Here is a 14,693-nt window from a genome sequence, read left to right on the forward strand (position 1 = left end):
GTGGTTTCGTGTACGAGTTTTACCTCGGCTCTTCTTCGGTAAGGATTGAGGTAGGCCCCTGCCCGATGCGCCCGTCGCCTCGGTACTATCGCAGGATAGGCAGAGTGGGCAGAGGGTACTTATAGTCTTCACCAGAGTTTGATTTAACCGCGGCGATAATCTGGAAAATAATCATCATAATCTGAACAACGCAGCTTATCAGAACCATGAGGGTTATGGGTGCGAACATCCCCATGGCACTGGAAACAGCGGTGCTCGGATCGTTAGTCGATGCCATACCGGGTACGACCATCGTAAAAATATAGACAAACCCGCTCAGCAGGGTGATAAGAACAATAAGATATCCCGTCAGCCCAAAATTGAAGGCCCGCGCGGCGGCGCGGCGTGCCAGTTCGTACCCGGGCTTATCTTTGTAGATAGCCCAGATAACGAGTGGAATAATAAACCCACCTAAAAGCCCGGAAAGATGTCCCCACATGGCAACCGTGCTGACATCGTTGGTTTGTTGAGTCACATATATAGGCTGCCCTGGTGGGTACGGCTGTTGGTACTGTCCCTGGTTAGGTTGCGGGTTCTGCTGATAGGGGTTGTGGTTGGGATCAAAATTTGGCTGACTCATGACAATATTCCATTCTTGAGGCTGCTGCCCCACCCCGTCGGGTCTGATGCAGACTTCCATGCGAGCCGGGCACAGCATCCTTACCGTGCTCGACGATACGAGCAACTCAGCTTCGACAAGGTTTTTATTCGGTGTTTTTGGTCTTTTTATCATAGCGCGCACCATATTTATACGGTAGATTTTTGTGGCACGAATACCGGATGTTTTGAGGGAATATATAAACTATAGAAGTAAAGAATTTACATTTATGTATAAATTTTATAAATATTTTTGGTGTCCTTGATAAAACTTTAGAGTAAAACTTCTTAGAATTGATAGTGCAAGACACATCGTTTTTTTAAAACGCGATGCGCTCGCATATCACACCGAACCATAGTTACCAAAAGTGCTGACTCGGGTTCGACACTATCAAACACAAGGAGCATCATGGCATCCACCAACACCTGGCGGGCGTGTACCCGCATCGGGTTATCGGCGGTTCTGGGGCTCGGTCTTATCGCCTCCACGGCGGTACCACTCAACGCAGCAGAGACACCGTTGAGAGGGCAAGACCCAGACCTGAGAACCTCACAACAGCACACGCAGCAGCAGGTACTCTCCCCCAGCATGCTAAAGGCGCAGGGCACCATACCGGTCTACGTCAAGTTCAAGGGTCAAGGTGCCTATGAGCAGACCCAGCCGCGGGCGGTTCTGCAGAACAGACAGGCACCCGTGAACGCTCAGGCACAGGTGCAGGCGATCAAGACCCGCGTAGAGTCACAGGCGCAGTCCGTAGCGGGAGAATCGCACGCAAAAGTTCTATACACCACCCATAACGTGATGCCGGGCGTGGCGCTCATGGGTGATGCCCAGGCGATTCGTGATCTCGCGTCCCGCCCGGACGTTGAGCGCATCAGCCCGATCGTGCCGAAATACCGTCAAAATGCGGGTTCCGTCGTCGATACCGGGGCCGCCGAGAATTGGGCGCGGCAAAACACCGGGTATACCGGCAAGGGCATCAAGATTGCGGTAATCGATTCGGGGATTGATTATACGCACGCCGACTTTGGCGGGCCCGGCACGAAAGAAGCCTTTGACGAGGCCACGAAACTCACCAACATGCCGGAAGCATCCTCCGGTCTCTACGACCCCGCGAAGTTCTTAGGAGGGTACGATCTTGCCGGTGACGACTACAACGGCCTGAACACGGCAGTGCCCGATAACAACCCTATCGACTGCATCAGCGGCGGACACGGCACCCACGTGGCGGGTACTGCGGCTGGTTGGGGCGTGGATGCGCAGGGCAAGACCTTCCGCGGCGATTACTCCACGCTGACACCTGAGAAACTGGGCGAGATGAAGATCGGCCCCGGTTCTGCACCGGATGCCCAGCTGTACAGCTTCCGCGTCTTCGGGTGCAGCGGCGCCACCAACCTGGTGGGTCAGGCTCTCGATAAGGTGCTCGACCCCAACGGCGACGGCGATTTCTCAGACCGCGCCCAGGTGGTAAACATGTCTCTTGGCGGCGAGTTCTCGCCCGAAGATGACCCAGAATCCTACGCCGTCGAAACGCTGTTCCGCCAGGGTGTGCTCGCCGTTGTCTCGGCGGGTAACGCGAACGGATACAACGGTGCAGGCGATACCTACTCGAACTCTGGCCAGCCCGCGAATGCCATTTCGGCGCTGACGGTGGCGAACTCTGTGGGTTCAACCTACACCATGGATGCGGCGCAGATTCTTGCCCCCAGCCAGATTGCCGGGAAGATTCCGGGCGACTATTCGGTGGACTACAACTATTCGAAAGCCTCCGAAGAGACCCTGCGGGGTCAAGTCGTTGCGGCGCCCGCATCGAATAAGTTCGGGTGTGAGGCATTCAGCGCCGAAGACTCCGCCAAGCTCAAGGATCGGTGGGTCTTTATCGAGTGGGCGAACGAAGACGGCACTATTTCGTGCGGCTCGAAAGTCCGTTTCGACAATGCTGAGAAAGCTGGCGCTAAAGGCGTCGTCCTGTCCTCCCAGGAAGAGCGCGCCGAACTGGGGATCGCCGGGAACGAAACTATTCCGGGCTTCAGGGTGGCGAAGAGCGCATCCGATAAGGTTCGCGAGACTGCACAGGCTGGCACCCTAGAGATTCGCCTGGGCGAAGACCTCAAGGGTGGTCTGCGCGTTCAGAGCGGTAAATTTGATGAGCTGACAACCTCGAGCGCACGCGGGTTCCACGGCTCGTACGGGTACACGAAGCCCGATCTCGCTGCACCGGGGAATAATATTTCCTCTGCCGCCGTGGGTACCGGAACGGGCTCGATTCAGTACACGGGTACGTCGATGTCTGCGCCCTTTGCCTCCGGTGTGGCGGCGCAGGTGTTGCAGGCGCATCAGGATTATTCGCCGATTCAGATCAAGGCGGCGATGATGAACAGCGCAGATCATGACCTGCACGATGCCGCTGGGCATACCTACGCGGTGGATCGCGTGGGTTCAGGGCGCATCGATGCGAAGGCTGCCGTCGATACCCGCGTACTTCTGTACAACGCGGACCGTCCCGAGCAGGTCTCGCAGACTTTTGGCGTGCTGGAATATGCGGCAGATGCGGGTCAGCAGTCGCTCACCCGCGAGATGACGGTTGAGAATTTCGATTCCAAGGCGCACACCTACTCGATTTCCTATGCGGGAAGCACCGATATGCCCGGTGTTGAATTCTCGATGCCTTCCAGCATTACGGTTCAGCCGGGTGAGAAGAAGAATTTCCAGGTGAAGGTCACGATCGACCCTGCACGCTTGGAGAAAACTATGGACCCGGCGATGGAAAAGACCCAGTCCTCCATCGATGTGAATACGGGTAAGACTGTGGTTCCCGAGCAGGCACGGCAGTTTATCGCCTCCGAATCCGGGCGTATTAAGCTGACCGAAGGCGACCAAACCCTGCGCGTTCCCCTGCATGCAGCGCCCAAACCGGTTTCGACCATGAAGGTTGCGGGCAATAACGTGCAGGTTCCCGCTGGCTCCTCCCAGACGCGAGTCACATTAGAGGGCACCGAGCTGAACCAGGGCGGATACCGCTCCCTGCTGGGGGCCTTCGAGTGGGGCGCATCGGTGAATCGTGTTAACCCGAGCAACCTGTGGGTCAGCAGCGATATGAAGGCGAACCTGCAGCATGTGGGTGCGGCCTCGAGCGCGCCCGCGCTCAAGGATGCGGGCAAAGACCCGAACGAAGGCACGCTTTCCTTCGGCATCAGCACGTGGAGGAACTGGGATGTGATCTCTGAGGAAAACACCTTCACGGTCAATATTGATACGGACGGCAATAACCGCGCCGATTATGTGCTCAAAACCGACCGTTCCGCAGGGTTGGACTTCCCGATCGTGCGCCTGATGGGCTACAAAAACGGGTCTTTGGAGCACCTCGCCTACTATCCGCTCAACGGCGCCTGGGGCGATACCGATACAAACATGATGGACACAAACACACTCATCATGAGCGTACCCCTGAAGGATCTGGGGTTGACGGCCGAAAACGCCCCGCAGATTCGCTACAGCGTTGATTCCATCACCCAGTACGAGTGGGAGAACGTCAGCCAGACCGACTGGATTACCTACAGCCCCTTCGCCCCGAAGGTGTGGTTCAGCGGTACCGAGTCGAGCATCCCCGGGATTTTCGCGGATGCCCCCACCACCGAGCTGACGCTGCACCGCGCCTCGGATGCGGGTTCGGCTAAGGCTCTCTTCCTGCACCTGCACAACGGCACCGGGGACCTCTCGGGTTCCCAGGGTGCAAGCGGCGAGCGCGCCCAGGTGCTTCCGGTGAGCGAGCAGAGCACGGAGACCCCTTCTGCCCCGCGCTTCACGGATGTGAAGGAGGGCGATATGTTCTACACCGAGATCGCTTGGCTGGCGCAGCGGCGTATCACGACCGGTTATCCGGATGGTTCGTTCCGTCCCGCCGAGAATACGAGCCGTGCCGCCATGGCGGCGTACTTCTACCGCTTAGCGGGTTCGCCGCAGTTCACCGCGCCGAGCACGCCCACGTTCAAGGATGTGGCTCCCGGCGACCAGTTCTACAAGGAGATTGAGTGGTTTGCGGCGCAGCGGCTGACGACGGGGTATGCGGATGGTACCTTCCGCCCGCAGGATGCGGTTAACCGCGATGCGATGGCGGCGTTCTTCTACCGGTACGCGGGCAGCCCGGCCTTCACGGCACCGGATAAGCCCACGTTTAAGGATGTTGCCCCGAACAGCATGTTCTACCGCGAGATCGAGTGGCTTGCCGCGCAGAAGGTGACGACCGGGTGGCCGGATCAAACCTACCGCCCGTTGGAGCCTATCCACCGCGATGCGATGGCGGCGTTCCTGTACCGCTACAACCAGGGCGTGCTCAAGGCTGAGGGTTAGCCCCTCCCCCTAATCCACCCCGCGAGCAGCGGTTTTCGCCCGAGAAGGTGGGAAAATCCTACCTTTTCGGGCGTATCCCCGCTTCTTACGAGGGTTAACACATATTCACTCCGCATCATCTGTACATTGTTACCTTCAAAGGATCAAGGAGTATGATATGCCTCCGAATTATCGCAGACGAGGCGCCTTAGGGTGCCTTGCCGCCGCGACAAGTATTCTGTTAGCGCTTGGCACGCCTGCCAGTGCAGATATAAACCCGGGCGGTATCAACGAAAACGGGCAGTATGTCGCAACCCCCACACCGCAGAGTTCAGATGCGCTCTCCCCCACCATGAAAAAGGCGGAGGGAGATGTGCTCGTCTTCGTTAAGTTCAAGGGTCAGGGTGCCTACGAGCAGACCCAGCCCGACGAGGTTCTGCACAATAAGCAGGAACCCGTTAAGAAGCAGGGTGAGGCCACCTCTATCAAGGATCAGGTCGAGAATCAGGCTCGCCAAGCGGCTCAGGATTCCGGTGCAGAAATACGTTATACCGTGCACAATACGATGCGCGGCGTAGCCCTGCACGGCAATGCTGAGAAAATCCGTTCTCTTGCCGGGCGGGATGATGTTGAGCGCATCACCCCCATTGTGGCGAAGAAGAGCATGAATGCTTATAGCGATATAGACTCTAAGGCCGTGCAGGCTTGGGCCGAAAGCACCGGGTACACCGGTAAGGGCGTCAAGATCGCTGTGGTCGATTCCGGGATTGACTACACCCACACCGACTTTGGCGGTCCCGGCACGAAAGAAGCCTACGAAAAGGCCAAGACTCTGACGGACCTGCCCGATGCCGAGTCCGGGCTTATCGACCGGTCCAAAGTGGTTGGCGGTATCGACCTTGTGGGGGATGACTACAACGCTCTCGACGCGGGTTCGACCCCTAAGCCCGATAATAATCCGCTCGACTGCCGTCCTGAAGGGTATGGAACCGGCGGGCACGGCACCCACGTGGCAGGTACCGCGGCGGGGTACGGGGTGAATGCCGACGGCAGTACCTTCCGCGGCGACTACTCCAAACTCACCGAAAACGATCTCAAGAACATGAAGATCGGTCCCGGTTCCGCCCCCAAGGCGCAGCTGCTGAGCATCCGCGTGTTCGGATGCCAGGGCAGCTCAAACGTGGTGATGCAGGGGCTCGACCGTGCCCTAGACCCCAATGAGGACGGCGACTTCTCGGATCGCGCCAATATCATCAACCTGTCCCTCGGCAGCGAATTTTCTCCGGCTGATGACCCTGACTCCGCTATGGTGGATTCCCTCGCGCAGCAAGGTATTCTCACCGTCACGGCGGCGGGTAACGCTAATGAGTTCAACGGCGTGGGCGATACCTACTCGGATTCGGGCAGCCCCGCCAACGCCGCATCCAGCATTTCGGTTGCGAACGCCAATGGCACTATGAGCGTGTCTGATCAGCTCAAAATTGTCAGCCCCGAAAACGGAATTCCCCTTGATTTTATTGACGGCATCTTTAGGGACTTTAAGTTTATTGACGGTGACTATTCACTCAATTTCCCCCTCGATAAGGCACCTGCCGATAAGCTCACCGGCTATGTAACCCTCGCGCCCGAACGCAACCATGACGGCTGTAAGCCCTTCACCCCTGAAGAAGCTGAAAAGATCAAGGGTAAATGGGTGATGCTCGACTGGGAGGTAGACTACAGCTACAAGGTCGAGTGCACTTCCGCCGAACGTTTCGATCATGTTGCCCAGGCGGGTGGCACGGGCGTGCTGCTCGTCCTCAAGGACTATCCTGCCCAGCAAGGATTTGGCGGTAACGCCACAATCCCCGGGTTCCGCATTAACACCGCCTTCGCCGCAGACATAAAACCCTACGTGGAGGCCGGAACTTTCAAGGTTGAAGCGAATGAGGCTTATAAGAAGGCAACGCATATTCCTACTAGGCTCGAATTCGGCCTCAATTCTATGAGTTCTCGCGGCCAGCACGGCACCGAAGGATTCATCAAACCCGATGTTGCTGCACCGGGAGTCGATATTTTTTCGGCATCAGTCGGCCAGGGCACCGAAGGGGTTTACAACACCGGAACCTCAATGGCGGCACCGCATGTCTCCGGCATTGCCGCGCAGGTGATGCAGGCGCATCCAGACTATACCCCGGCAATGGTGAAGGCTGCGATCATGAACAGCGCAGACACCAATCTCACCAACAATGCAGGGTCTAAATACGCTGTTGATCGTATGGGGTCTGGCTTCGTGAACGCTAAGAAGGCGGTCAACGCGAAGGTTCTGGTCTATGATGAGGAAAATCCCGAGCGGGTTTCCCTATCATTCGGCGTTCTCGAATATCCCCTCGATGGTGAAGACCATACCGTAACCCGCAATATTGTCGTGCGGAATATGGATTCGGTGGCTCACACCTACGAGCTTTCGTACCAGTATGGTCCCGAAATCCCTGGTTCAAGTCCGTGGGTACCGCCCTTGGTGACGGTCGAACCGGGCGAGACCGTAAAAGTTCCTATCACTTTCTCGACCTACACCCCCTTCCTGGAAAAGACCATTGATCCCACCCTGGAGAAAGAGCAAACTGCCATGGCCTATGTTAATGGGCAGTACCAGCCTATTATCTCGGGCAAACGTCAGTATATTGCGAGCGTCTCCGGCCGCATACTCTTGAGGGATGCGAACCAGGACGACAGGGAGGAGCTTATACGCCTGCCCGTTCATGCGGCACCGAAGCCTATCTCTACGATGAAGGTTCAAGGCTCCGAGATTCAGTTTGAGAATGGTAAAGCCACCGAAACCACCGTCAAACTCGCCGGGCAGGATGTGGACCAGGGCGGCTACCGGTCCATGATGGGAGCCTTCGAGCTGGGGGCTGCGAGCCCGCGCATCCCCACCGAGAATTTGGATCTTCCCTCAAGTCAGAGCATGGATCTGCAGTATGTAGGTGCCGCCTCGGATGCCCCGGCGCTCAAGGCAGCCGGGCAGAATCCGAACGACGGTAAGATCTACTTCGGTATTTCGACCTGGGGTATTTGGGATTCCATGCACCCGGGACGTCAGCTTCAGGTAACGCTCGACACCAACCGTGACGGTAAGCCCGACTACAACCTTGAGGTGGGGCCCGAAAAGGGTCTGGATTACCCGCTCGTGAAGGTGTGGAAGGCGAGTGGGGATACCTGGGAAATAACCAACCGGTACCCGCTTAATGGCGCCTGGGGCGATACCGACACGAACATCATGGATACAAACGTGATGGTGCTGGGTGTGCCGCTCAAGGATCTGGGTTTGACAGCTGACACGGCTTCAAGCATTGACTATGCGGTTTCGACGAACACGTGGAGCAATGCGAAGGCTGGCGGCGAATATGTTGATGCCACTGAGAAGATCTCTTTCAACCCGTTCGCACCGAAGGTATGGTTCGAGGGTGAGAGCGCGGGTGTTCCGGGTCTCTTTGCCGACCGTAACGGCGGCGAGGTGAAGGTGCACCGCGTTGAGGGCGAGAAGCCTTCGGCGCTCTTCCTGCACCTGCACAACGGTACCGGCGATTTGAGCGGTCAGAATGGAGCAGCCGGTGAACGCGCCCAGGTGGTTCCGCTGAGCGAGCAGCAGAGCAGTCTGCCAGGTCCGTCAGAGCCTACGGAATCTCCAAAGGATGGCTCGCTACCGGGTCCGTCAGAACCCACGGAATCCCCGAAGGATAGCTCACTGCCAGGTCCGTCAGAGCCCACGGAATCTCCAAAGACAGATACGTCTTTGCCGAAATAGCGTGCGGAATACGCCAACTATGTGTTAGCACGCTGACCTGGCTGTATACCGATTCCGGTATATAGTCCACACGGTATATAACCGATCACGAATATGCTCTCGGTTCCTCCGGCAGTGGGGGGGGGGGAATCGAGAGCATATTCTTATATTCCGATACTGGTATAAAGCCTTGTCCGTGCCTATGTGTATGAAGTTTTGGGGACATTTTGTAAGCCGGTTTCACTCGATAGGTTATCCCAAATGATGAAGCAATACCCCCGCAGCAGAAAGCTCCAGGTTTATCAAAGGAGCGTCTCACTGCAGGGGTATTGTTATCGACTCTGAAAGTCTATGCTCTAGGCTTTACTAATCTTTCAAGATCTTCAAGGCGGGCAACGGGTACTTATAATCCGTCTCTCCCGCATTGGCCTTCACCGCGCCAATAATGTGGCATACGACACCAGCGATCCCCCATATACCAACAACGATTGCCACAACCACCATGAGAATAAGGGCTACAACCGCGAGCCCACGGTTGTCCCCAGCTACAGCAACTGCGACCAAAATAATGGGAATAATCAGACCCACAATCGTTGCAATCGAAATAGTAATCGAGACGTTGAAGGCACGCGCTGCGGCACGTTTAACAACCTCGTATCCGGGCTTATCCTTATAGATCGACCACATAATAAGCGTGACGATCCAGGTGAGAAAAACGGATATATGTGCGAGTGTTGCCTTGCTCTGCGCATCTGGCGCCTGTCCCAAGACCGGCTGAGGCATACCCTGTGCGGGCTGTTGACCATATTGATTGGGGTCAAAGTTCTGTTGGCTCATGATAGTGTACTTTCATTCGAGGTCTATCGGTGCGATGTGTGAGGCTCACAGAATATTCGGTGAACCTACCCTAGGTTAACAAAAATGCAAATAGTTCCGCCTGTTTTATACATCGCGACACTTTGTAGTATTTCTAGACTAAAAACAACGGCAAATTAGGTCTTTAGAGCAAAAGATTCGATGAACCTTTTAGATTAGCTGCATTATCTTTCGTTCCCTCAGCAAGACGGCGCCCGCGTACACTAGAAATATGCGTGAACTTCAGGAAAAAATCGTGGCACAGATGGGTGTTCATCCCAATATGACCGAAGAACAGGCGCGTGAGGAAGTACAGCGGCGCGTACAGTTCCTCTGCGACTACGCGAAAGCGACCGGCACCCACGGATTCGTGCTCGGCATTAGCGGCGGCATCGATTCCACACTGGCAGGCAGGCTCTGCCAGCTCGCCAGCGAAAAACTCAACGCTGAAGGATACCGGGCGCAGTTCATGGCGGTACGCCTGCCCTATAAAACCCAAGTCGACGAAGAAGACGCACAAAAAGCCCTCGAATTCATCGCCCCCGACCGCACCGTCACCTTCAATATTGCGGATGCGGTCGATGGCTTCGACTCCGCATACACGGCTGCCGTGGGTACGCCTATCAGCGACTTCAACAAGGGAAATATTAAAGCGCGTGCCCGCATGATCGCCCAGTATGCGCTCGCTGGCGACCCGTCTCTGCTGGTCGTCGGAACCGACCACGCGGCGGAATCCGTGACCGGTTTCTTCACGAAGTTCGGCGACGGAGGAGCGGATATACTGCCGCTTTCCGGGCTGAACAAGCGGCAGAATCAGCTGCTTCTGAGGGTTCTGGGCGCATCCGAGCGGCTGTGGGCTAAGCCGCCGACAGCCGACCTGCTTGACGGTATCCCCGGGCGCACCGATGAGGACGAGCTCGGCATCACCTACCCGCAGATTGACGACTACCTGGAGGGTAAAGAGATTGACCCCGCTGTTGCCGAGAAACTAGAGAGCATCTACCTGCGCAGTCGGCATAAGCGCACGGTTCCGGTGGGTATCACCGATACGTGGTGGAAATAGCGTAATCTTTGGGTGAGGTTCGTCGCCCGGCGGCTTATTCTGTGCTTACGCTTTTTCAAGCTGCCGGATGCGCGTGCGCCCGCTCGCCCAAAACAGCGCCACCCCGAGCGCGCACGATCCCATCTGCGTGACAGGGAACGCCCAGGTGAGGCCGGTAAATCCAAAAAGTGTATCGCCCGCGAAGACCGTGATGAAAAAGAAAACGCCCACGCTCGCGGTCAAAACTACTGCCGCCACGCCTTTACCGCAGGCTTGGAACCAGGCGACGAGCAGCATTACTAACGCATAGAAAACGGTTGAGAAAAGCAGGGCGGTGAGTACCTGGTCCCCCGTCGTGATGATGCTGGGTCCGCCCGCAAGATATAGCGCCCAGTCGCGGAACGCCCAGACCGGAATCGAGAATATCGCCGAGGTTCCGATCGAGAGCAGCACCGCGACCTTGAGCGCGGCGCGCAGACGCTCCCGATTCCCCGCACCGTAGGTATAAGCAAAAAGTGGAATACTGCCCATGCAGATACCCGTACACAGGGTTTGCGGAACCATAATCAGACGGATCGAAACGCCGAAAGAGGCGACCGCCGCATCGCCGTATTTAACCGCCAGGTTATTGAGCACCAGGGCCGAGACAACGAGGAAAAGGCTCGATACCATTTGCGAGGAACCTACCGATAGCACGGGTTTAAGCACGTCGGCAGAGAGCGTGAAATCCTTGAGCGACCACGAAAAATTCTTGCTCTTCGCGGTCAGAAACAGCATGTAGTAGATAATGCAGGCGACGTTTGTCCCCATGAGAGCCCAGCCAGAGCCCGCCGCGCCCATATGAAAAACGCCGATGAGCAGCACATCCAGCACGAGGTTGGCGAGTACTCCCCATAGCAGGCCGTACATGGATTGTTTGGCGTACCCTTCGGCGCGCACCAGTTGTTCCAGTGTGAACATGCACATCCAGGGCGGGGCGCCAAGGAACAGCACGGTCACGAACCAGCGAGTCGGTTCATAGGTGGCACCACCGGCACCCATCAGCCGAGTGAGCGGATCAACGAAAAAGATCCCCGCTACCGCCAGCCCTACGCCGAAGATTAGAGAAGCATAGACGGCGAAAGAGGTAACTGCGGGAATGCGTTCGGTGTTGCCCTCGCCCAGCAATCGTGCCGTGAGAGTGGATGCGCCCACCCCGAAAAGCCCAGCCAGCGCGGTAATGACGCCTACCACCGGAAACCCGAAGATAAGCGCGGCAAGGTCTTCAACCGTGCCAAAGTGCCCCACGAAATAGGAATTCACCACGTTGTAGATGGCGGTGATCGCCAGCCCGGTTGCCATAGGGATACCTAGGGCAAGCAGGGCGCGCATCACCGGGGCATCTTTGAGGAAGTAAATGTTTCGAGAATCTTCACTCAGGTTGTTTTGATGAAGCACTTCGCGGGAAAGCTCGTCTGCACTCGCCGTCGATGCGGTATCCCCGGCAACCTGTGTTTCGGGTACACCGAGATGCTCGGCCTGGGGCATGGTGTACCTCCTTATGGGTAATGGTCGGTGAACGTAGGCGGCGTGCGAACACATGGGGTATAGGCATATAAGCCTGACAAGGGCATATACCCAGTCTGGAATAATCCTGCGGCATATGTACGTGCCATGCAATAACCTCACATGGCGCCGATACCGCAAGTTTTTCCTTATATGCCGGTAAACGCATATAACCGGTTGGCTCCCCCTGAGTGCGGGGCTGCCGCCTCGCTTATCATACACGGCTGTGCCCGTGTGGGGCATATGCAGGTCGTTCCATGACGGAATAACTTCTGATACTGCGCTGCACGGCAGAACCTTATATGCGGTTTTGAGCATATTATTTCAAGCTGCTTTACCCGATATATACCAAAAGCGTTATATAGCGGTGAAACTCTGTTTCCAGGGGTCACCGCTATATAACGCTTCGGGCATACACTCAGGTCAGAGCGTTTTCACGGGTGCGAATGAAGAAAGTGCAGACCCGCTACTCAGACTCAACCTTAATCTCGGTCACGCCGTGCTCGGGGGTGCCCGATGCGGGCGCATCCTTCACCTTAGTACCGCCGGTTGCGAAGAAGAGGATCACGCCCAGCACGCACGCCGAGATCTGGGTGAAGGGGAACGCCCAGGTGAGGCCGTCGAATCCGAACCACATATTGCCGAAGATGACTGCGGGGAAGAAAAGCAGGGCAATGCCCAGGGTCATGAGCGTGGCGGGCAGGCCTTTACCGGCGGCCTGGAACCACGAGACGAACACGATGCTCACGGCATTAAACACGGCGGCAAGCATGAGCGCGACCAGTACTTTCTCGCCGGTGGCGACCAGCGAGGAGTCGCCCACGAGCTCAAGAAGCTGGCGACGGAATATCAAGACGGGAATGGTGAAGATAATGGAGGTTGCCACCGATACCATTGCGGCGGTTTTCAGGGCCGAACGCACGCGGTCTCGATTGCGAGCACCGTAGGCGTAGGCGAAGAGCGGAATACCTCCCATGCAAATACCCATACACAGCATTTCAGGTACCATGTTCAGGCGCATCGCCAGCCCAAAGGCGGCCACAGAATCGTCACCGTATCCTGCCGCAATATTGTTGAGCACCAGCGCGGAAACGGTCAGGTTTGCACTCTGAATCAGTTCGGCGGCACCCACGGCGAACACGGGTTTAATAATGTCGCCGGCGATCACAAAATCGCCGGGTTTCCAGGAGAAGTTGGTGCTCTTGCGAATAAGGAACTGCAGGTAGTACACCATGGATGCAGCGTTTGCGGCGAGCATCGCCCAACCGGCACCGGCGATACCCCAGCCGAGAACCGCAATCAGCAGAACATCGAAAATTGAGTTGATGACGACGCCCCAGATAATGCCGTACATGGATTGTTTGGCGTAACCTTCAGAACGCACCAGCTGTTCCAGGGTAAACATGCCGACCGAAAACGGCGCACCCAAAAAGAGCAGGTGCACGAAGGTTTTGGTCGGTTCAAAGGATGCTCCGGAGGCGCCCATCAGGCCGGTAATCGGGTCTGCGAACAGGAACCCGGCAATGGCGACCACCACACCGCAGGTGAGCGCGGAGTACAGGGCGAATGAGGTCACATTGCGAATACGTGTCTCATTGCCTTCGCCCAGCAGACGCGACGCCAGGGTTGATGAGCCCAAACCGAACACACCCGCGATCGCCATGATGATACCGAAAACAGGTACGCCATATCCGGTGGCGGCGAGCTCTTCGACGGTGCCGTAGTGCCCCACAAAGTAGGAGTTAATGACGTTGTAAATGCTGGTGATCGCCAGCCCTGCTGCCATGGGGATACCCAGGGAAAGAAGCGCTGTGAAAACGGGGGCATCTTTGAGCAGGTAGATATTTTTGGGATCGTCCATATTGGGCGTCCCGGGGCCTGTATCAGGTGTGGGCACAGCCGGGATGGCGCCAGTGGTGGAGGGCATGGTGCCTGTCACCGCCGGGACTGCACCGGTGACAGGTGGATGTGCCTCGGACGGTGCTACTGTGCCAAGTTTTACTGCTGCGTTGGGTTTGTCTACCGCGCCGGTATTTTCGGGCAGGGCATGTTTAGGTTTATGTGTCATGAAGATGCGTTTCTTGGTCTGTGGAGCACGCCCGTCTCTGGGGCGGCATGGCTCAGGTAATATCGGTCAGCGCTACATGCCGATGCGGGCAGGGGACTCTATTGTACCCGTTTCCTGTTGAGAAGTAAGCCCTTCCTCCCGCTGCTTTTCCTCCCGACTCTCTCCGGCCTCCCTCTCTCATCTCCCACGCAAAAAGGCTCTTTATGTGAATAAAGAGCCTTTTTGACCACAAGTATTTAAGAAAAATACTTTCTTCGAAAAACATACAGTAAAGTTGAAATAACCCTTTTCACCGGGGTAAGAGCACACGGAACATCCTATGAAATATACCCCCCGTGATGACTCTTAGGGTGGAAAGGCGGTGAGGCAGGTGCTGTTCTACGAGATAGTAGGAACGGCTCAAGCGATCCTCGTCAGCTACATTCTGATTGATGGATCGGCTCAAGCCGTT

Annotated in this window: 7 protein-coding genes; 3 read left to right on the forward strand and 4 right to left on the reverse strand. The window is 56.5% G+C overall.

The annotated features are described in order from the left end of the window. Positions 1 to 85 precede the first annotated feature (85 nt). Positions 86 to 772 (reverse strand): DUF4870 domain-containing protein, encoded by a 687-nt coding sequence (locus tag HMPREF2981_RS05355; protein ID WP_246825329.1) that lies wholly within the window; start codon positions 770 to 772, stop codon positions 86 to 88. 273 nt (positions 773 to 1,045) lie between these two features. Between HMPREF2981_RS05355 and HMPREF2981_RS05360 the strand changes: the two genes are divergently transcribed. Both HMPREF2981_RS05360 and HMPREF2981_RS05365 read left to right on the forward strand, forming a co-directional pair. After that, positions 1,046 to 4,987 (forward strand): S8 family serine peptidase, encoded by a 3,942-nt coding sequence (locus HMPREF2981_RS05360; RefSeq protein WP_070661422.1) that lies wholly within the window; start codon positions 1,046 to 1,048, stop codon positions 4,985 to 4,987. A gap of 157 nt (positions 4,988 to 5,144) precedes the next feature. Next, entirely contained in the window at positions 5,145 to 8,753 is a 3,609-nt protein-coding gene (locus HMPREF2981_RS05365) for a S8 family peptidase (RefSeq protein WP_070661425.1), read from the forward strand. Between the two features lie 345 nt (positions 8,754 to 9,098). On the opposite strand, the gene HMPREF2981_RS05370 is transcribed toward HMPREF2981_RS05365, so the two are convergent. Then, complete coding sequence (locus HMPREF2981_RS05370) at positions 9,099 to 9,569, reverse strand: DUF4870 domain-containing protein (RefSeq protein ID WP_070661429.1); 471 nt, start codon at positions 9,567 to 9,569, stop codon at positions 9,099 to 9,101. A gap of 250 nt (positions 9,570 to 9,819) precedes the next feature. Between HMPREF2981_RS05370 and nadE the strand changes: the two genes are divergently transcribed. After that, positions 9,820 to 10,650 carry an ammonia-dependent NAD(+) synthetase gene (gene nadE / locus HMPREF2981_RS05375; RefSeq protein WP_070661432.1) on the forward strand — a complete coding sequence of 277 codons (831 nt, stop codon included), beginning with the start codon at positions 9,820 to 9,822 and terminating at the stop codon, positions 10,648 to 10,650. A gap of 45 nt (positions 10,651 to 10,695) precedes the next feature. Here nadE and HMPREF2981_RS05380 read toward each other — a convergent pair whose 3' ends face one another. Both HMPREF2981_RS05380 and HMPREF2981_RS05385 read right to left on the reverse strand, forming a co-directional pair. Further along, complete coding sequence (locus tag HMPREF2981_RS05380) at positions 10,696 to 12,156, reverse strand: MATE family efflux transporter (RefSeq protein WP_246825331.1); 1,461 nt, start codon at positions 12,154 to 12,156, stop codon at positions 10,696 to 10,698. A gap of 484 nt (positions 12,157 to 12,640) precedes the next feature. Then, positions 12,641 to 14,242: an MATE family efflux transporter gene (locus HMPREF2981_RS05385; protein ID WP_141756668.1), complete on the reverse strand. Its 1,602-nt coding sequence runs from the start codon at positions 14,240 to 14,242 to the stop codon at positions 12,641 to 12,643. Positions 14,243 to 14,693 lie beyond the last annotated feature (451 nt).

Origin of the sequence: Rothia sp. HMSC069C01, assembly GCF_001814655.1 — a bacterium.
GTDB classification, from domain to species: domain Bacteria; phylum Actinomycetota; class Actinomycetes; order Actinomycetales; family Micrococcaceae; genus Rothia; species Rothia dentocariosa.

Bases quoted from the DNA above. Each gene is read 5' to 3' on its own strand.
- HMPREF2981_RS05385 (WP_141756668.1), bottom strand. From the start codon at position 14,242: ATGACACATAAACCTAAACATGCCCTGCCCGAAAATACCGGCGCGGTA.
- nadE (WP_070661432.1), top strand. From the start codon at position 9,820: ATGCGTGAACTTCAGGAAAAAATCGTGGCACAGATGGGTGTTCATCCC.
- HMPREF2981_RS05360 (WP_070661422.1), top strand. From the start codon at position 1,046: ATGGCATCCACCAACACCTGGCGGGCGTGTACCCGCATCGGGTTATCG.
- HMPREF2981_RS05380 (WP_246825331.1), bottom strand. From the start codon at position 12,156: ATGCCCCAGGCCGAGCATCTCGGTGTACCCGAAACACAGGTTGCCGGG.
- HMPREF2981_RS05355 (WP_246825329.1), bottom strand. From the start codon at position 772: ATGATAAAAAGACCAAAAACACCGAATAAAAACCTTGTCGAAGCTGAG.
- HMPREF2981_RS05370 (WP_070661429.1), bottom strand. From the start codon at position 9,569: ATGAGCCAACAGAACTTTGACCCCAATCAATATGGTCAACAGCCCGCA.
- HMPREF2981_RS05365 (WP_070661425.1), top strand. From the start codon at position 5,145: ATGCCTCCGAATTATCGCAGACGAGGCGCCTTAGGGTGCCTTGCCGCC.